This is a genomic window from Salinivibrio sp. ML198 (assembly GCF_001996015.1).
Taxonomy (GTDB): Bacteria; Pseudomonadota; Gammaproteobacteria; order Enterobacterales; family Vibrionaceae; genus Salinivibrio; species Salinivibrio siamensis.
On the sequence record NZ_MUEZ01000009.1, the window covers coordinates 44,691 to 64,519 of the forward strand.

The window sequence follows — 19,829 nt, forward strand, 5'->3', positions numbered from 1 at the left end:
CATGAAATCGTTAAAACAATCCTCGCCAATACGCGTTGTGGCCGGCGTTGCCATGCGCGACAAGCAAGTGCTGGTGGCCCAACGGCAGCCAGATGCGCAGTTTATTAGTTGGTGGGAATTTCCCGGCGGCAAAGTCGAGCAAGACGAGACTGACCAGCAGGCTCTCAAACGCGAGTGGCGTGAAGAATTTGGGGTAGAGATCCATGTCGGGGCACCGATTGTGGAAACCGAATTCAACTACGGCGACAAGGTGATCTTATTGTGCAGTTTTTGGTGTGACATCCTTGATGGACCACCTGTGCTACACCAACATCAGGCCATCTATTGGTGTGAGCCTCATCGCCTTGATGCTGGGGTTTTTAGTGGCGCAGATCGCCCCTTAATCAAGTTGCTTTGTGAGCGGTTCAACCGCGTCGCAAGGAGCGAAAGCGCCGATGAAGCCGACGCTATCTTGCACGATCCGTCACCCGCCATTATGAAAAAATGCGGCGTGGAGGGCGGCCAATAAACTGGGCAATTACCACTAGCGCCCAGACAACCAACATCGCGGAAAAGATCCCCACTAGCCATTGGGGCATCGACCAGCCTAGCCACTGCCACACCACTTTGCTGCAATCACCGTATGCTTCGAAGACGGATGGCAGCCATTGGTTGAGTGGCGCCCAAGTAGGGAAGTTCACCGCCACATCGCAGGTGGCACCGAACAGCTGGTTCGGATCAGGAAATTGATAACTGACGTGCTCTAATGAGAGCTTGAGCGCCCACCCAGCTGTGACGCCATAGCCAAGCAAGCCGAGAGTACGCCAAAAAGGGTCGTTGGGCGCGATTAAACCCAGCAAGGCAGCCAAGCCAATTCCAAATAGGGCAACGCGTTCATAAATACACATCACACAAGGTGCCAGCCCTTGATAATGTTGAAAGTAAAGCGCGGTGGCTTCCAGCCCCACAACGCATAGAAGCAACAACAGCCAGGACGCTCGGCTGCGAGAAAACTGGTTTAAGGCGCGCCACATAACTCACTCCTGATAAAAAACAAGGCCCTATATTGAGAGCCTTGCTATTCAATCGTTTGTTGAGACGAAGGTCAATGATAGAAGTGCGTTAGTGAGCGCTCGGTATGGCTTGCTGGCCCATATGGATGGTTTCGGAAATCCAACCTTGGTGTAGCATCCACTCGGTAGCGGGCACCAAGAAAAACTCAATGCCAATCACGCCCAATACGCCCATGACAATGGTATAAGGCAAAGCCATATATACCATGCGCCCGTAAGAAAGGCGCAGCAGCGGCGCGAGGGTTGAGGTGAGTAAGAATAAGAAAGCCGCTTGGCCATTGGGCGTGGCGACCGAGGGTAAGTTGGTGCCTGTGTTAATCGCAACGGCTAACATATCGAACTGCTCGCGGCCAATCACGCCATTGAGCAGGGCGGTTTTCACCTCGTTGATATACACGGTGCCGACAAACACGTTATCTGACACCATAGAAAGCAGGCCATTGGCGATATAAAACATGGTCAATTGCAAATGCCCGTCCAGTGACAACACGAGATCAATCACCGGTGTAAATAAGTGCTGGTCAATGATTACTGCGACCACAGAGAAAAAGACCGCCAATAGCGCGGTGAATGGCAGCGCTTCTTCAAAGGCTTTACCGATATGGTGCTCATCGACGACGCCCGTAAACGCGGTGGCAAGGATAATGATACTTAAGCCAATTAAACCGACGGCGGCCAAATGTAAAGCCAATGCAGTGATCAGCCAAACAGCAATGAGTGCTTGTACCACCAACTTGGCGACATCCTGTGGTGTGCGTTTGGCCCGCTGTGCGTTATCGTATCCCACCAAAATTTTTAATACGTTTTGCGGTAGGTGTGCGCCATAGCCAAACCAGCCAAACTTTTCGACAAGGGCACAGGTCAGCAAGCCGGCAAAGAAAACCGGTAGCGTGACCGGAGACATGCGTAAAATAAACTCGCCAAAATGCCAGCCAGCTTGGTCAGCTATGATCAGGTTTTGCGGCTCGCCGACCATGGTCATCACCCCGCCTAGTGCGGTACCCACGCCGGCATGCATTAGTAGGCTGCGCAAAAACGCTCGATAGTTTTCCAAATCGTTGCGACTAAGCTCGTCGCTTAAGCTTTCATCCGAGGTATGATCATGGTTAGCGCCGAACTCTTTTCCGGACGCGACGCGGTGGTAAATGGAGTAAAAGCCCACGGCGACACTGATCACCACGGCAATTACGGTTAAGGCATCCAAAAAGGCAGAGAGCGCCGCCGCCGCGCCACAAAAGGCCAATGATAAGGCGATTTTCGATCGGATGCCCAACAGGATTTTGGTGAAAATAAACAGCAGTAGCTGTTTCATAAAATAGATCCCGGCCACCATAAAGACGAGGAGTAGCAGAACCTCAACGTTGGCCACTAATTCATGTTTGACTTGTGCGGGACTGGTCATGCCGATGGCGACCGCTTCAATCGCCAATAAGCCACCGGGTTGCAGCGGGTAGCATTTCAGAGCCATCGCGAGGGTGAAAATAAACTCGACCACCAGTAGCCAGCCAGCGATAAAAGGGTCGATCGCGAAAACAATTGGGTTAAGGATCAAAAAGCCAACAATGGCTAGTTTGTACCAATCAGGTGCTTTGCCGAGAAAATTCTTAAGAAACGCAGTTCTGAGTGTCATGGTCTTCGCCATAGTGAAAGTCTCATTGTTATCTATGCCTACCTAGCGCGCGGATGGGCGAGTAACGTGCACCGACACAAACGCCCAATCGGCGAATGGATGCATGGGCACAGTAAGAGGGTGACAGATATCAGTGACGAAGGGTTATCGGGACGCGTGGTTTAACCACAATACGTAGATGGATAGCTTCGTCACGCATAAGTGTGCGCTAGTTTGCCTCAGACATATTTTGTTACATCTTGTGTGGATCAGTTTTGCGATTTATGCCCAGTTTTTCATTGATCTGGTACAAAAAGATAGCAGATGTCACGCGATATCCGGTGATCTCACTCAGCGGTTTCTGCCGGTGGCGTCTAGTGGTATGATGAGTTATTAATCAAAGCAAGAAGCAAATTGGAATTTAGATTCAATGGTTATAAAGGCGGATAGCCCAGCAACATTTGCTGAAAAATATATAATTGAAAGTATTTGGAATAATCACTTTCCTAAAGGCTCCATTTTACCTGCAGAGCGTGAACTGTCTGAACTGATTGGGGTCACTCGCACCACCTTACGTGAAGTGTTGCAGCGCCTGGCGCGTGATGGCTGGTTAACCATTCAACATGGCAAACCAACACGCGTAAATGATTATATGCGTACGTCAGGACTGAGCATTCTTGATACGCTAGTCACCCTAGAGGGGCAAGATGTGCATGGTGTGCTTGAGGACTTACTCGCGGCGCGCACCGACATCAGTGGCGTGTACATGCGTTATGCAGCGAAAAACCGAGCTGATGACTGCTTAAACCTTATTGACCATGTGATTAAACGTTGTGAGCAAGTGCTTGAGTGCGAAAGCTTTGAGCAGTTCTTGGGACTTATCGATGAACAAGGTGAAGTCTTAAAAGACGTTAAAAAGATCCAGGACAAATACGGTAAGCAAGATCCCGCCTTGTGCGAGCGCATTTGTATGGGGCGCGCGTTTAATCACTTTGACTATCGTTTGTTCCAAGGGATGGCGCATTTTTCTGGCAACAAGGTGTATGTGTTAACCATCAATGGCATGCGTCAGATTTATTCGCGTGTGGGCGGATATTACTTTATGGATCGCCGCGCCTGTGAAAATGCATTGAGCTTTTACAATGACTTACGTGATATGATAGCCAATAATCAGCACCCAATGATTGGCGATCGAGTCAAACAATACGGACGTGAGTGCGGTGGCTTGTGGTTTAGTAACCGTGAAACGATTGCGGCACATATGGCTGAAGAAGAAGCCTAACGCGATCCAATGAGTGAAACCATGTGTATCAAGAAAAGCCGCCATGCTGATGACCATGGCGGCTTTTTCTATGGATGGCTCGACAAGGTTAGTGGCTGCCCATCAAGATGTCAGGATCAAACTGCGGCCGCTTGGGGCAGCTACTCAGTATTTTTCCGCGTCCTTCACTGGTTTCCTCTTCGAGGATCACTTCAAACCCCCACAGCCGATGGACGTGCTTGAGCACCTCTTCATAAGACTTCGCGAGTGGGATCCGGTTATGAGGGACATAGCGAAGCGTGAGTGAACGGTTGCCACGTAAATCGACATCGAAGACTTGAATATTCGGTTCGCGATTACTGAGATTGTACTGCGCGGAGAGATCTTCACGTAATTGGCGATAACCTTGTTCATTATGAATACTGGTCACTTCAATGTAGCTTTGCCGGTCATCGTCATTGACGGCAAAAAACTTCATATCCCGCATTACTTTAGGCGAGAGAAACTGACTGATGAAACTTTCATCTTTAAAGTTGGCCATCGCAAAATGAACGGTGTCGAGCCAGTCTTTCCCGGCGATATCAGGAAACCAGTACTTATCCTCCTCAGTGGGATTTTCGCAAATGCGACGAATATCTTGGAACATGGCAAATCCGAGTGCGTAGGGGTTAATGCCGGAATAGAACTGACTGTTGTAAGGCGGTTGTGCCACCACATTGGTGTGGCTATGTAAAAACTCCATAATAAAGCTATCAGTCACCAACCCCTCATCATAAAGGTGATTCAGGATGGTGTAGTGCCAAAATGTCGCCCAGCCTTCGTTCATCACCTGAGTTTGCTTTTGCGGGTAAAAATACTGGCTGACCTTGCGCACTATCCGCACGATTTCTCGCTGCCATGGCTCAAGCAGTGGAGAGTGCTTTTCAAAAAAATACAACAGGTTCTCTTGTGGCTCGGCAGGGAAACGGCGTTTTTCTTCTTCTTGCTCTTTTTGGCCACTCGGGATGGTACGCCAGAGTTCATTGACTTGCGTTTGCAGGTAGTCTTCTCGGGCTTTTTGGCGTGCTTTTTCTTCAGCAAGAGAGATCTTTTGTGGCCGCTTATAGCGATCGACCCCATAGTTCATCAGGGCATGGCAGGAGTCGATCAGGTTTTCTACTTCTGCTAGGCCGTACTTTTCTTCACATTCACTGATGTAATTTTTTGCAAACAGCAGGTAATCAATAATGGAGCCTGCGTCTGTCCAAGTTTGAAACAGGTAATTGCCTTTGAAAAAGGAATTGTGGCCATAACAGGCGTGTGCCATCACCAGCGCTTGCATGGTGATGGTGTTTTCTTCCATCAAATAAGAAATACACGGATTGGAGTTAATCACTATCTCGTACGCGAGCCCCATGTACCCGTGTTTGTAGTTGCGTTCGGTCTCGATAAATTTTTTACCAAACGACCAATGATTGTAATTGATGGGCATCCCGACGCTTGAGTAAGCATCCATCATTTGCTCAGCGGCAATGATTTCGATTTGGTTTGGATAAGTATCCAGCTTGTAGTGTTCAGCGACGCGTTTGATTTCCTTGTGATACTGCTCGAGCAGGTCAAAGGTCCAATCGGGTCCATCATGAAGTGGAGTGTTACGTTTACCTTTGGTGACAGCCATACCATGTCTCCCTGATAAAATACGTCTATGCCGGTATGGCGTCAGGCTTCGACCTGACGCTTAAACAATTCGCGGAACACGGGGAAAATTTCCTCCGCTGAGCGAATGTTTTGCATTGCAAAGTTGTCATGGCTTTGCGCCAACGCCTCATATTCACGCCACAGTGTTTGATGCGCGCGGCGGGTGATTTCGATATAGGCGTAATAACGGCTGACCGGCAACAGAGTGTTTTGCAGTAGTTCTCGGCAACCGGGTGAGTCATCGGCCCAATTATCGCCATCCGAGGCTTGTGCCGCATAGACGTTCCATTCTGTCGGGTCATACCTATCTTTGATGATTTCATCCATCAGACGTAGGGCACTGGATACAATGGTGCCGCCGGTCTCCTGTGAGTAAAAAAACTCGTGCTCATCGACTTCTTTCGCCTGCGTGTGGTGGCGAATAAAGACCACCTCTACGTTTTTATAGGTGCGTGTAAGGAAAAGATAAAGCAGGATATAAAACCGTTTCGCGATATCTTTGGTCGCTTGATCCATCGAGCCGGACACATCCATTAAGCAAAACATTACGGCTTGGCTACTTGGCTGTGGCCGCTTTTCGTAGTTTTTATACCGTAAGTCAAAGGTATCGATGAACGGAACCGCGGCGATTTTACGCTTCAATGCCGTGATTTCTTCTTCGAGTCGTTTCACTTCAAGCGGTTGTGCAGGCTCGGCCTCGCGCACGCGCTCAAGCGCCTCTTCAAGCTCTGCCAGCTCTCGGCGTTTGCCGGCTGACATCGCCGTGCGTCGTGCCAGTGAGTTTTGTAGTGAACGTACAATGGCAATATTCGAGGGCACCCCATTTGAGGTGTACCCCGCGCGATGCGTTTTGTACTCCACCATTTTATTCATTTGGTTTTTCTTCAGGTTCGGAAGCTCAAGATCCTCGAACAAGAGATCCAAATATTCGTCTTTTGATATTTGAAAGACGAACTCATCTTGACCTTCGCCATCAGGACTGGCTTGTCCTTCTCCGGCACCGCCCCCTTCGCCACCAGGGGGACGAGCGATACGATCCCCTGGGCTAAACTGATCATTACCAGGGTGGACAGCATCACGCTGTCCCCCTTTGCCTTGGTGGAAAGTCGGTTCACGAATGTCACGAGAAGGAATAGAAATATCCTCTCCACTTTCAACATCCGTGATCGAGCGGTTGTTGACGGCGTCAGCAATGGACTCTTTAATTTGCCGCTTGTGTCGGCGTAAAAAGCGTTGTCGATTGACAGTGCTTTTATTTTTGCCATTGAGACGACGATCAATAAAATGCGCCATATCTCTCTCCCGTCATCTGCGTCAGCCCGAGGGCTACGATGATTTACGCACGCGCAAATACCACTCTGCGAGCAAGCGAACTTGCTTGCGGGTATAGCCTTTTTCCATCATACGAGCGACAAAGTCGTCGTGTTTCTTCTGCTCTTCGCTCGACGTTTTGGTATTGAAGGAAATCACTGGAAGCAAATCTTCGGTATTGGAGAACATCTTCTTCTCAATGACGGTTTTCAACTTCTCATAGCTGGTCCAAGCTGGGTTTTTGCCTTCGTTATTGGCGCGCGCGCGGAGGACAAAGTTGACGATTTCGTTGCGGAAATCTTTTGGATTACTGATACCAGCGGGCTTCTCGATTTTTTCCAGTTCCGCATTGAGCGCTGAGCGATCAAACAATTGACCTGTGTCTGGATCGCGAAACTCTTGGTCTTGAATCCAGAAATCAGCATAGGTGACATAGCGGTCAAAAATATTTTGCCCGTACTCTGAGTAGGACTCGAGATACGCGGTTTGAATTTCTTTGCCGATAAACTCGATATATTTGGGGATCAAGTAGCCTTTGAGGTGCTCAAGATAGCGTTCAGCGATCTCTTGCGGAAACTGCTCACGTTCAATTTGCTGTTCCAGCACATAAAAAAGATGCACGGGGTTTGCGGCGACTTCTGCGTGGTCAAAGTTAAAGACTCGCGACAAGATCTTGAACGCAAAGCGTGTCGAGAGCCCGTCCATCCCTTCATCGACCCCAGCAAAATCGCGATACTCCTGATAGGACTTGGCTTTGGGATCCGTATCTTTCAAGGTTTCGCCATCATACACGCGCATTTTTGAATAAATGCTAGAGTTTTCAGGATCTTTTAGCCGTGAAAGCACAGAGAAGCGCGCCAATATATCCAGTGTGCTGGGTGAGCAAGGCGCATGGCGTAGCTCACTCGAAGACAGCAGCTTATTGTAGATTCGAATTTCGTCTGACACGCGCAAGCAATAGGGCACTTTGACGATATAGACACGGTCGAGGAAGGCTTCGTTGTTTTTGTTGTTGCGGAACGATTGCCACTCGGACTCGTTTGAGTGTGCGAGAATGATGCCATCAAATGGCAGAGCCGATAGGCCTTCTGTCCCGTTATAGTTGCCTTCTTGGGTGGCGGTCAATAACGGGTGGAGCACCTTTATAGGCGCCTTGAACATTTCGACGAATTCCATCATCCCTTGGTTGGCGCGACACAGCGCACCAGAGTACGAGTAGGCATCAGGATCGTCTTGTGAATAGTGTTCAAGCTGACGGATATCAACTTTACCCACCAGTGAAGAAATATCTTGGTTGTTTTCATCCCCAGGTTCTGTTTTGGCCACCCCGACTTGGTTGAGAATCGATGGGCGCAGTTTCACCACTTTAAACTGGCTAATGTCCCCACCAAACTCTTTCAACCGCTTCGCCGCCCAAGGTGACATAATATGGCGAATATAACGATGGGGAATATCGTACTCTTTCTCGAGTAGATGGCCGTCTTCCTCGGCATCAAACAGACAAAATGGGTGATCGTTCACAGGACTACGTTCGCCGTTCGCCGTCAACACGTAGATAGGCATTTGCTGCATCAAGCTTTTCAGTTTTTCAGCCAAGGACGACTTACCGCCCCCGACCGGGCCCAGCAAATAGAGAATTTGTTTGCGCTCTTCCAACCCTTGGGCGGCGTGCTTGAGGTAAGAGACGATTTGCTCAATCGAGTCTTCCATGCCATAAAAGTCTTCAAAGGTTTTATAGCGGGAAATCACTCGGTTGGAAAAAATACGGCTGAGTCGAGGATCAAGCGAGGTATCAATCTTTTCAGGTTCGCCAATTGCCATCAGCAAACGCTCTGCCGCGTTGGCATACGCGCCGCGATCCTCTCGGCAAAGATCCAAGAATTCCTGAAGGCTCATTTCCTCGTCTTTCGCTTCTTCGTAACGCTGACGATAGTGATCGAAAATAGTCATGGTCCTGCCCCCTAAATCGTCTAATAACTCAAAAAGAAAAGGTGCAAAATTGGCTGAATGGTTCCTTTCCTTTTAATAAGGTTAGACCTGATTTGCCGATTTTGCGTGAAAGAATTGTTTGTTTTTTCGATAATTTTTGTTGCCGTATCCGTACACTTGTCTTGTCAAGATATTGACAGCTGGCGTTCAAGCGAGTGAGGTATGCTAACGGTGATAGTTTTATCCGTTAGGGCGATTAGGCTGACGGTTGCCAGCCGTCAAACAAGAAGGGAATAGATGATGAACATAGCGAGAGAAACGGCTTGGGTCGCTTGCGCCTTTATGCTAGCCACCGGCAGTGCTTACGCGGAGACGCGTGTTTCTGCTGGTGTGATAGGCGCATTTTCACCTCAGGTCTATAAAGACACGGATACCGACCCGCTTGTGGTCCCCACGGTCAATGTTGATACCGACCATTTTTATTTTCGCGGGCTGACGGCAGGTGCAAGGCTAGCCCCGAAAGATTCAACACACAATCTTGTTTTATCAGCGACCTATGATCCACGCCGTTTTGACCCCGCCGATACCGATGATCCGCAACTGAGCCAGCTCGACAAACGTGATACGTCGATTGTGGCGGCGTTAGCTTATCAGTACCACTCGCCGATAGGTCGTTTCCAGGTGCTGGCTGGGGAAGGCGTCACGCATGACAGAGACGGGGTGTATGGCGAAGTAAGCTGGAAATATGGCTTTAATCACGCTCGTTGGGGCGTATCACCGGAAGTGGGTTACTCCTATAACAGCCATGAGCTCAATCAGCACTTGTATGGGATCAGCGAAGACGAAGCGGCACGGTCGGGGTTATCTGCTTATGAGCCGGGCTCGGCTGGCCATTATTTTATTGGTGCCAGTGGTTATTTTATGCTGACCGAGCGTATTCAGCTAATGGGTGGTGTGCGCTACACCAATTTGGATGATGATATTGCCGATAGCCCAATGGTGGATCAATCTACCGCCGCGTCGGGTTACTTGGGGGTAAACTATATTTTTATGTAGTTTTACCCATTAAAACAGGCCGCTTGGGTGTGAAGCGGCCTGTGACGCGCGCTTAGCTTGAGTGGCGCTCATCCATTAACCTGGTTGCTAACGTGTAGCTTTGTCCTGGATGGACAACTTGTGTGGGCTGTTCAATCGCCGCTTCAACACAGACAAATTTGAGGTATCCGTTATCGTCCATATCCGCCATCTGAATGGACGCCGCTTGGCCTGGATTCCAGACGACGGCGCTCGTTGCCCCTTGGTTGTTGACCTTGAGACGGCGGTTTCCCACTGGATCGGTTAAGGTGAGGGTGTCGTTAGCCCCCGTATAAATCCTATCAACTGGCTCCTCGAAGGTCACTTTCCCCGTCGCTGGCACGGCGTTGCCTGCCGCAAAGTTGTCAAGATACTGACAACCGAGCCCTTCCACGTTGGCTTGCTCGCTATCTTCTACCGCAAGGTAGCTGTGCAAGGCGCCACCCATGGTCCAAGGGTGTTGGTCTGTATTGGTCACGGTTAAGGCGATGTCGGCGTGATGAGTGAGCGTAAAGGTCACTGTCGCCTGAAAACAATGTGGCCATAGTGCTCGCGAAGCGTCTGAGTCGGATAACTGCAGTTGAATGGTGACGCCTTTCGCTGTTTCTTCAATGTTCGCTAACTGCCACATTTGACGACGAGCAAAGCCATGAGAAGGTTGCCCGGTGTGACCAAACCATGGCCAGCAAATGGGTACACCACCTCGTAAGGGGGTGTTGGCATCATAGATAGCGTTATCACTCATCCAAGTCAGTGACTTTTCACCTGCAGGAGCAAACGTGATGAGGTGTCCGCCGAATAGGCTAATAGTGGCTGAACACCCAGGGTGAGTAACACGAAGAATCGGAACGGACTGGCGATAGCACAGATCGACAGATGCAGAAAGTTGACGCTCAACATGCAGAGTGGGAGAAGTCATAGCCTGATCCTCTTGGGTAAGTGTTCCTTAATCAGTTATCGAAGACAAGTTCACAGAAAGCGCGGTCCCGAGTCATGGGACCTGATAAACAAAAGGCGGCCAATGGCCGCCTTTACGTTGGATAGGGTTACATGCGCATTACTTAGCGATGTGTGCAACCAGATCCAATACTTTGTTTGAGTAGCCGATTTCGTTGTCGTACCAAGAAACCACTTTCACGAAGTTGTCAGTCAGTGCGATACCTGCTTTGGCATCAAATACTGATGTTTGTACTTCGCCGATGAAGTCTTGAGAAACCACGGCATCTTCGGTGTAACCTAGAACACCTTTCAGCTCACCTTCAGACGCTTCTTTCATCGCCGCACAGATTTGGTCGTAAGACGCTGCTTTGTCAAGGTTTACAGTCAGGTCAACAACAGACACGTTGGCAGTTGGTACGCGGAACGCCATACCAGTCAGTTTGCCGTCTAGTACTGGCAATACTTTACCAACCGCTTTTGCAGCACCGGTTGAAGATGGGATGATGTTCTGAGAAGCACCACGGCCGCCGCGCCAGTCTTTCGCAGACGGACCATCAACGGTTTTTTGCGTCGCAGTCGTGGCGTGAACGGTGGTCATCAGGCCAGATACGATACCGAACTTGTCGTTCAGTACTTTCGCGACAGGTGCTAGGCAGTTGGTGGTGCAAGAAGCGTTAGAAACGATGTCTTGACCCGCGTAGTCGTTGTGGTTAACACCCATAACGAACATTGGCGTCGCATCTTTAGATGGGCCGGTTAGAACGACTTTCTTCGCACCCGCTTGGATGTGTTGACGTGCGGTTTCGTCAGTTAGGAAGATACCGGTTGCTTCAGCAACAACGTCAACACCCACTTCATCCCACTTAAGGTCTGCTGGGTTGCGCTCTGCAGTGACGCGTACGGTTTTACCGTTAACGATAAGGTTACCACCTTCTACTTCAACTGTGCCGTTGAAGCGACCGTGGGTTGAATCGTACTTCAGCATGTAAGCCATGTACTCAACGTCGATAAGATCGTTGATTGCTACCACGTCGATGTCGTTACGCTCGACAGATGCACGGAATACGAAACGACCGATACGGCCAAAACCGTTAATACCTACTTTGATAGTCATTATGTTGCTCCACAACTTAATTTCTAGTGAGATGAAACTGGTAGTAAAATTACAGAATAGGACCCCGCCATGCAAGGGTAATCGCAGCCAAAATTGTTTAAAGTCAAAAAAAAGTACGGATTTTTTTTACATCGACTAAACATTTGACGCCCTTGCGGCCATGTCTGTATGCGCTTTAACCGCGAGCGATTAACGCATCGGCTGCAGACACGGAGCGACTGCTGGTAATTGTTAGCGTAGAAGTAGAACCGCGATCGTGAAAGTTAAACTGGTATGACAAGCGATAGTCGGGAACAAAGGCGGCCTCATCCGTGCAGCATGCGGGTACAAGGGCTGCACGGAAGTGGTGAGGCTAGCTGTCTACGAGGATGCTTGAGTCTCTTTGTCTATTGCTTGTAGCAAGGTTGCTTCGAACTCACCGTCTTCGATGGCGGCGGCGATCTCGAACGCCAGACGTTGTAGCGATTTTTGCTGCTGCTCTGTCAATGGATAGAGCCGAGCGAGGCGATCACCGCGCGCAATCGGAAGATTGTAACTTTCCCCCACTTTTGCCCACAAGTAAGCATGTTCAAAGCGTTTTAGCGCATGATTAGTGGTCGCCAGTGACTTAATTGCTTCTGGGATCACCTCTTTGCGAACCGTGTCATTCTCACCGTCATAAAGCGACAATGCATGGAGTAGGATCTCTACCGTTTTCGCTTTGTTGCGTGACACATAATAGGTAGCAAGTCCGAGCTGCAATTGTGGCGTTTCGAGGTGGCGTGTTCCCTCTAGCTTTAAAAACTGTGGTAACGCACTGTTATCGCCTTGAGACCAGCGATAGTAAATCACGGGCGGTTGGTAAGATTTTTTCAGTTCGTTCTCTAGTCGCTCAATGGCGTCGTAAGCATGATATACCGCCTCGGTACGCTTAGTTTTGCGTTCTTTTAAGGTGGTGGGCTCAATTTCTGCCACCAGTTCCATGCAGCGCAGGTAGACTTTGGTTTGTTTAAGCTCGGCCAGCTTGTTCATATCGGTGGGGTTTTGATAGACAGATAAGCGATCGAAAATCAAATCAGAGCGCTCAAATCGGCATTGCCCATCACCGGTGTTCAGTCCTGCACATAGCTCTGGGTGGGTTTCGCAGACTTGATTCGTGGTCGGTTCACCTTCACAGCCGGCGAGTAGCAGTAAACTCGCAATCAGACCCAATGGGTAAAAACAACGCGTGAGTAATCGTAAATCCATGGTTTATCGTATCCTGAGTCAGTTGCGATGAGTATACGTGATCTTTGAGTGTAGTTGATGGTCTAAAGCGTGATAAAGCGCACTGAACCAAGCATGCCGTCCACCCACCAAGTTCAGGCATAATAGTCTAATGAGGATCGCCAAGAGGTAATCATGGATATTGAACAAGTGTTAAAGGCAATGACGCCTGAAGTATATGATCGGTTGTGCTATGCCGTGGAGACGGGCAAATGGCCAGACGGTACCAGCTTAAACCAAGCGCAACGTGACCAAGCCTTGCAAGCCGTTATGTTGTATCAATCACGTCACAACAGCCAGCCCCAACACATGACCGTCGCGAAAGGGGGCAATGTGACGTGGAAATCGAAAGCGGAACTGAAGCGTGAATTCGCTCGTCCAGACGAAGCTCGGATTGAGGTTACGACTCAGGACAGTCACACAAAGCACTAGCGATCAGCGATCACGGCGATGGCCGCATCTATCATTGAATCGGCCATTAGCATGCTGATACCTAGATTGTCGCTAGGCTAATCGGGCTGGCGAAAAACGGCGTTAATTGATGATTTTCTTCCTGCGCATAGGCATCGAACAAAGGGTGTTGGTCGAGGGCTGAGAGGTAATCACTCAGTGCGGCGAATCGGTCGTCCAGCACCAATCCTGCCATTTTTGCGCAACGAAACAGACTCCACACACTGATACTCGCCATCGTCACTGTCTGGGTGGGCATTGCCTTTACCTGCTCACCTAAATATTGGCAGCATGCGGGTAATGTTTGCAGGGCTTGGTTCACCGCTTGGTGATCCACCGTTTTGTCTAAAATATGCCCGCGTACTACCCGCTGATAAAACAAGGTATCTGTGATTAAGGGATCAAGCTGATAGCGACAAAACCATTCAATCCAGCGAATCTCGGCGCGATGGGTGGGGTTACCGGGATAAAGCAGCGGATCAGGATAGGCATCATCTAGGTAGGCCGTAATCACTGTGTCTTGGTAAATGGTATGTGATGCTTCGGCGAGCGCGACCACCGTTTGCATCGGTGGGTGATGAATGACGCGTTCATGCGCCTCAAAGGGCGAGGTGGGCGCGAGTTGATAGGTGAGATGTTTCAATCTCAATGCGAGTGCGATCTTCCTTGTATGCGGCGACAATGAGTCACCATGTAATACCCTCATTTTGCGCTCCTTTGAGTGGCAACCAATATAAAATGATTGGCTCTGTCTATACGTTAGCAAATAAAAACGCCGGCAACCTTGCCGGCGTCACACACTGAGTGATTTGCTTGGATAGTAACGCATCAGTAATAGCTGAGTTCACCGCGGAGATCTTTTTGTACCAAGGTACGCAGGGTCTCAAACGGCAAGGACTGACTAAGCAGGAAATGAAGCTTAGCCAACGCCGCTTCTGGCGTCATGTCGTAGCCGCTCAATACGCCAGCGTCAGCCAATGCACAGCCTGTGGCATAACCGCCCATATTCACGCGTCCCGCCAAACACTGGGTCAAGTTAAGCACCAAGACGCCACGATCGGTGGCTTGTTTGAGCAAGTCCAGTAGTTCGGGCTGCTGGGGCGCATTGCCCACCCCAAAGGTTAACAAAATCATGGCATTGACCGGCTGCTTGAGTGCGTTTTTCACCACATCGGGAGAGATGCCGGGGTACATCATGATCACCGCAACCGGTTGATCATTGATGGTATGCACTTTAAAAGGGCCGACGGATGGCTGGTTAAGCTTATCTGCTTTTACCTCGATATGAATGCCGGCTTCAAGCAGCGCGGGTAGGTTGGGCGAGGTAAAGGCATTAAAGCCATCGGCATGGGACTTGGTACTGCGATTGCCACGTAATAACTGGTTATTGAAAAACAAGGTCACTTCATTGACCGGATAATTGGCCGCAATATGAAGTGCATTTAATAGATTGGCTTGCCCATCTGAGCGTAACTCTGCGATCGGAATTTGCGAGCCAGTCACGATCACTGGCTTTTCTAGGTTTTCAAGCATGAACGACAGGGCTGACGCGGTGTAAGCCATGGTGTCGGTACCATGTAAGATCACAAAGCCATCGTACTGATGATAATTCTCGCCAATATCGTCCGCAATCCGTTGCCAATCCGTTGGCGTCATATCCGATGAATCAATGAGTGGTTCGTACTCATGAATAGTAAAAAGCGGCATTTCTGGACGATGGAATTCGGGCATTTTCTCCAATTGTTGTTGAAGAAAACCTGACACAGGGACATACCCATGATCGGATTTTTGCATACCGATCGTGCCACCTGTGTAAGCGATATAAATGTGTTTACGTTCCATCATGTCAAATCTGCATTAAATGAGCGTGGGCACAGTATACATGTAACGATTACATCGATAACACCGAGCGGCACACAGAATAGAAGAAAAACAGGAAAAAGCCCTGACTGTATGGTCAGGGCTAGTCGATTTTATTGGTACTGACAGTTCAAGCAGAATAAGTAACGCCCTTGCGGGTCGTTAAATTTTTCCAACAAGGTCAATGACTGCCACTGTGGTGACGACGCCAGTTGTTGCGCTATCGATGGCATGTTCGCCTGGACCGTCTTACCAAGCGCACTCGCACTTTGTCCGAGCATGTCATTAATAAACTGCTCGAAGGGTGTGAGTGGCTGCTGCATCCAATCGAGCTGGTAGCTCTCAATGCCAGCGAGTTCGGCAGCGGTTGATACCGCATCGTCAAAGTCACCTAACTTATCCACTAGGCCGAGATTCAATGCGTCTTGTCCCGTCCAGACGCGGCCTTGCGCGACCTGATCGGCTTGTTCCATCGACATGTTACGGTGGTTACTGACAACGGAGAGGAAGCGGTGATAGCCGTGCTCGATGCCGAGTTGCATGATTTCTCCTACCTCATCAGGGAGCGCGCGAGTCAGCCCCACTCCGGCAAACGGGGTGGTGCCCACACCATCCGACTGGATACCCAAATCATCTAGCGTGTTCTCAAAGGTGGTGAATAGGCTAAAAATACCAATTGAACCAGTGATCGTCGTCGGTTGGGCAATGATTTGGTCGGCACTGGCCGATAACCAATATCCACCGGAAGCGGCGACGCTTGACATGGAAACCACCACGGGTTTGCCTGCCTCACGCAATGCATCCACCTCATTACGAATGACTTCAGAGGCGAAAGCGCTGCCTCCCGGACTATCAACACGTAGCACCACGGCTTTAACACTGTTGTCTAGGCGCGCATCGCGAAGCAAGGCTGCGGTGGTATCCCCCCCCACCGTACCCGGGCGTTGTTGCCCGTCCATGATGGGGCCGCTGGCGACGACGACGGCAATGTTATTGTTGCCTGGCAAGCTAAACCCATTTTGTATCTTCGGCAGGTAATCGTAATAACCTGTGTATTCAAAGCTGTCTTTGCCATCGCTCCCGAACGTCTCGGCGAGATAGCGACGGATTTGCTGGCGTGTCATTAACTTATCAACGATTCCCACGTCTTTAGATAACGCGGCGAAGTCACCTTCGAAACGGCGTAATCGCGTGAGGAGTTGCTCAGCGCTGGGAGACAGCATATCGGCTTTGATACCGCGGTTCTCCGCGACATCGCGCACATACGCATCCCACAGCTGAGATAGCCAGGCTTGATTCGCCTCGCGGGCGGGATCAGACATGTTGTTGCGCGTGTAAGGCTCAACAAACGATTTATACGTCCCTACACGGAACACATGGGTAGAGACATCCAATTTATCGAGTAAGTCCTTCCAGTAAAGGTTGTAGCTGCCATAGCCTTGCAGCATCACCATGCCATCAGGTGACATCAACACTTCATCGGCATAGCTGGCCAAATAGTACTGGCTTTGGCTATAGGTGCCGCCGATGGCAATCACGGGTTTGCCACTCTCTTTAAACGTATTGAGGGCTTTGGCGATATACCTCAGCTTGGTCAAGCTGGTGGACGGCATGTCGCCTAGGCTGAGTACAATCCCATTGATATGCTCGTCGGTGGCGGCATGGCGTATGGTGTCGACAATGTCAAACAACACATTTTCACTTTCAACCGGCTGGCCGAGCGCGTTGCGCGACAGCGTATCAATTGGGCTAAGCCGTTGACGCTGTTCAACAATCGGGCCATCAATATTCAGCAAAAGCGCGCGTGGCTCGGGATCAGACTGTGCCACCTTCACGGACTCTGCCTCTTTTTTGGGCGTTAGGGGTGTTTCTGAGGTGAGCGCAAAGTAGATGGCAACAATCACGCCTATGAAAAGGACGTTTAACAAAAGCTGCCGCGCGAAACTGAGCGCACGCCACAGCCATTTAAAAAGGGATGCAATAAAGCGGAACAGTTTTTTCATACTTGAGTCCATCGGTGCATGTCGCTGATATCCTAGCTGATCAGAGCCAAGAGCGATAGGTGCTAGCGATTGTCGATATACGCTAATACTGGGTGAAAGTCCTACCTAGATCATAAATCGCGACACCATGTTGCTAACTTGTAAACGAATGTTTGAAATCACGTATCTATCAGCGCTATAGTCTGGTCAGACCACAAACAATAAGTGAGCAAGCAATGGAACAGCACCCTTATCCCCACATGCTAGCCCCACTCGACCTTGGGTTTACCACCCTAAAAAATCGGGTCCTAATGGGCTCTATGCATACTGGGCTTGAAGAAGCAAACGATGGTTTTAAAAAGCTAGCGGCCTTCTACGCCGAGCGTGCGAAAGGCGATGTAGGGTTGATTGTCACAGGTGGCTTCTCGCCCAATTTTCGCGGTCGCTTGACCCCATTTAGCGCGCAATTTAGCTCCGGACGTGCGGCACGTGCACACCGTGCCATCACTGAAGCGGTCCATGCCAATGGGGGTAAAATTGCGCTTCAGCTTCTGCATGCGGGGCGTTATGCCTTTCATCCTTTCGCGCAAAGTGCGTCAGCCATTCGCGCGCCTATCAGTAAATTCACCCCGTTTGAAATGAGTGAGCGGGCGATTTGGCGCACGATTAAAGCCTTTGGTCGCAGTGCCGCGCTCGCCCGAGAAGCGGGCTATGATGGCGTCGAGATCATGGGATCGGAAGGATATCTCATTAACCAATTTTTCTGTCACCGCGCTAATCGTCGGTATGACCAGTGGGGCGGGGCGGTTGAAAATCGAATGCGCTTTGCCGTTGAAGTGATGCGTGCGGTCCGTCAGGCTGCTGGCGACGACTTTATCGTGATATTCCGCCTATCGATGCTGGACTTGGTCGAGCAAGGCAATACCTTCGAGGATGTGGTTGCCTTAGCCAAAGGCCTTGAACAAGCGGGCGTGACCATTATCAACACGGGGATCGGTTGGCATGAAGCGCGCGTGCCCACCATTGCCACCCAGGTACCACGTGGTGCGTTTAGCTGGGTGACCGAAAAACTTAAAGGTGAAGTGTCGGTGCCCTTGGTCACTTGTAACCGCATTAATACACCGGAGGTCGCCGAATCGATTTTGGCGAGCGGGCAGGCGGACATGGTATCGATGGCTCGGCCATTTTTGGCTGATGCGGAGTTTGTTGCCAAAGCTAAGGCGGGACAGCCGGATGACATCAATACGTGTATTGCTTGTAACCAAGCCTGTTTAGATCACGTGTTCAAAGGAAAACGGGCAAGCTGCCTGGTGAACCCGAAAGCCTGTTACGAGACGGAACTGGTGGCGACGCCTGTTCGGCAAGTGAAACGTGTGGCGGTGATTGGGGGTGGCATGGCAGGGATTAGCTGTGCCACCGAAGCGGCTGAGCGGGGTCATGACGTGACCCTATTCGAAAAGTCGGATCGTCTAGGCGGGCAATTTAATTTGGCGATGGCCATTCCAGGAAAAGAAGAGTTTAAAGAAACCATTCGCTATTACCTTCGAAGGCTAGAAAAAGCGGGGGTGACGGTGACACTCAATCAGTCTGTGGATGTGGACGCCTTACGCGAATTCGACGACATTGTTGTCGCAACAGGCGTCAAACCGCGCCGCCCCGCGATTGAAGGTATCGACCATCCAAAAGTGATTGATTACCAAACGTTTATTCGCGAGAAGCCAGCCCTTGGCAGCCATGTTGCCATCATTGGTGCGGGAGGCATTGGGGTCGATGTTGCCACCATGATCACCGAGCCCAGCGATCAAAGCTTGGATGATTGGCTTAAAGAGTGGGGCATTGATAAAACCATAAGCCACGAAGGCGGCTTGTATCCTGGCCATGATACCCATAGCGATAAGCAGGTGTGGGTGCTACAGCGCCGCGAGGGACGTGTTGGCAAAGGGCCGGGTAAAACCACTGGTTGGATCCACCGTAAAACCTTGCAAAAACGGGGTGTGAATCTTGTAGGAGGGGTGACCTATCACAAAATTGATGATGAGGGGCTGCACGTCAGTATCAAAGATGAGGCGCACTTGATTCCTGCCACTGAGATCATATTGTGTGCAGGGCAAGAGTCCGTTAACCAGCTCGCTGAGCAGTTGGATGAGGCGAAGGTGTCTTACCATTTGATTGGCGGCGCAGAGCATGCGGGCGAATTGGACGCGAAACGCGCGATTCGCCAAGGGATTGAAACGGCGTTGGCACTCTAAATCCATACTCTTTGCACGATTTTATCCGTTCAAGGCTGTGTTAATCTATTGTAACCGAGTTATACATGGCCGTTTAA

16 protein-coding genes are annotated in these 19,829 nt (G+C 50.1%); 5 read left to right on the top strand and 11 right to left on the bottom strand.

Features of this window, described 5'->3' with window-relative positions; all coding sequences use genetic code 11:
- The first annotated feature begins 1 nt into the window (after nt 1).
- Entirely contained in the window at nt 2–508 is a 507-nt protein-coding gene (locus tag BZG25_RS07940; protein ID WP_077638794.1) for a (deoxy)nucleoside triphosphate pyrophosphohydrolase, read from the top strand.
- On the opposite strand, the gene dsbB is transcribed toward BZG25_RS07940, so the two are convergent.
- Together dsbB and nhaB are read right to left on the bottom strand one after the other, a co-directional pair.
- The gene (gene dsbB, locus BZG25_RS07945; protein ID WP_077638795.1) at nt 474–1,013 is read right to left on the bottom strand and encodes a disulfide bond formation protein DsbB; all 540 of its coding nucleotides are present in this window, start codon (nt 1,011–1,013) and stop codon (nt 474–476) included. The genes BZG25_RS07940 and dsbB overlap by 35 nt on opposite strands.
- Before the next feature lie 88 nt (nt 1,014–1,101).
- Complete coding sequence (nhaB, locus tag BZG25_RS07950) at nt 1,102–2,682, bottom strand: Na(+)/H(+) antiporter NhaB (RefSeq protein WP_077638847.1); 1,581 nt, start codon at nt 2,680–2,682, stop codon at nt 1,102–1,104.
- A 409-nt stretch (nt 2,683–3,091) separates the two neighbouring features.
- On the opposite strand from nhaB, the gene fadR reads away from it, so the two are divergent.
- The gene (gene fadR / locus BZG25_RS07955) at nt 3,092–3,943 is read left to right on the top strand and encodes a fatty acid metabolism transcriptional regulator FadR (protein WP_046075282.1); all 852 of its coding nucleotides are present in this window, start codon (nt 3,092–3,094) and stop codon (nt 3,941–3,943) included.
- Between the two features lie 88 nt (nt 3,944–4,031).
- On the opposite strand, the gene BZG25_RS07960 is transcribed toward fadR, so the two are convergent.
- From BZG25_RS07960 to BZG25_RS07970, 3 genes are read right to left on the bottom strand one after another with little or no spacing between them, the layout of a single operon-like run.
- Nucleotides 4,032–5,579: a SpoVR family protein gene (locus BZG25_RS07960; RefSeq protein WP_046075283.1), complete on the bottom strand. Its 1,548-nt coding sequence runs from the start codon at nt 5,577–5,579 to the stop codon at nt 4,032–4,034.
- A gap of 41 nt (nt 5,580–5,620) precedes the next feature.
- Nucleotides 5,621–6,892, bottom strand: a complete 1,272-nt coding sequence (locus tag BZG25_RS07965; RefSeq protein ID WP_046075284.1) for a YeaH/YhbH family protein — start codon at nt 6,890–6,892, stop codon at nt 5,621–5,623.
- 33 nt (nt 6,893–6,925) lie between these two features.
- Entirely contained in the window at nt 6,926–8,860 is a 1,935-nt protein-coding gene (locus BZG25_RS07970) for a PrkA family serine protein kinase (protein WP_046075285.1), read from the bottom strand.
- A gap of 276 nt (nt 8,861–9,136) precedes the next feature.
- Between BZG25_RS07970 and BZG25_RS07975 the strand changes: the two genes are divergently transcribed.
- Nucleotides 9,137–9,895, top strand: coding sequence for a MipA/OmpV family protein (locus tag BZG25_RS07975; RefSeq protein WP_046075286.1), 759 nt, complete (start codon nt 9,137–9,139; stop codon nt 9,893–9,895).
- A 52-nt stretch (nt 9,896–9,947) separates the two neighbouring features.
- Here the strand turns inward: BZG25_RS07975 and BZG25_RS07980 are convergent, their stop codons facing one another.
- From BZG25_RS07980 to BZG25_RS07990, 3 genes are all read right to left on the bottom strand, one after another.
- Entirely contained in the window at nt 9,948–10,832 is an 885-nt protein-coding gene (locus tag BZG25_RS07980; protein ID WP_077638796.1) for a D-hexose-6-phosphate mutarotase, read from the bottom strand.
- Between the two features lie 138 nt (nt 10,833–10,970).
- Nucleotides 10,971–11,966, bottom strand: a complete 996-nt coding sequence (gene gap / locus BZG25_RS07985) for a type I glyceraldehyde-3-phosphate dehydrogenase (protein WP_046075288.1) — start codon at nt 11,964–11,966, stop codon at nt 10,971–10,973.
- A gap of 360 nt (nt 11,967–12,326) precedes the next feature.
- Entirely contained in the window at nt 12,327–13,193 is an 867-nt protein-coding gene (locus BZG25_RS07990; RefSeq protein ID WP_077638797.1) for a DUF2989 domain-containing protein, read from the bottom strand.
- Between the two features lie 153 nt (nt 13,194–13,346).
- Here BZG25_RS07990 and BZG25_RS07995 point away from each other — a divergent pair, with 153 nt between their 5' ends.
- Entirely contained in the window at nt 13,347–13,643 is a 297-nt protein-coding gene (locus BZG25_RS07995) for a YeaC family protein (RefSeq protein WP_046075290.1), read from the top strand.
- A gap of 61 nt (nt 13,644–13,704) precedes the next feature.
- On the opposite strand, the gene BZG25_RS08000 is transcribed toward BZG25_RS07995, so the two are convergent.
- The 3 genes from BZG25_RS08000 to sppA all read right to left on the bottom strand — a co-directional run bounded on the left by BZG25_RS08000 (nt 13,705) and on the right by sppA (nt 17,524).
- Nucleotides 13,705–14,367: a glutathione S-transferase family protein gene (locus tag BZG25_RS08000; protein ID WP_077578062.1), complete on the bottom strand. Its 663-nt coding sequence runs from the start codon at nt 14,365–14,367 to the stop codon at nt 13,705–13,707.
- Nucleotides 14,368–14,489: 122 nt separating this feature from the next.
- Entirely contained in the window at nt 14,490–15,503 is a 1,014-nt protein-coding gene (ansA, locus tag BZG25_RS08005; RefSeq protein WP_046075464.1) for an asparaginase, read from the bottom strand.
- 131 nt (nt 15,504–15,634) lie between these two features.
- Nucleotides 15,635–17,524, bottom strand: coding sequence for a signal peptide peptidase SppA (gene sppA, locus BZG25_RS08010; protein WP_077638798.1), 1,890 nt, complete (start codon nt 17,522–17,524; stop codon nt 15,635–15,637).
- Nucleotides 17,525–17,739: 215 nt separating this feature from the next.
- Here sppA and BZG25_RS08015 point away from each other — a divergent pair, with 215 nt between their 5' ends.
- Nucleotides 17,740–19,752 (top strand): NADPH-dependent 2,4-dienoyl-CoA reductase, encoded by a 2,013-nt coding sequence (locus BZG25_RS08015; RefSeq protein WP_077638799.1) that lies wholly within the window; start codon nt 17,740–17,742, stop codon nt 19,750–19,752.
- Nucleotides 19,753–19,829: the final 77 nt, after the last annotated feature.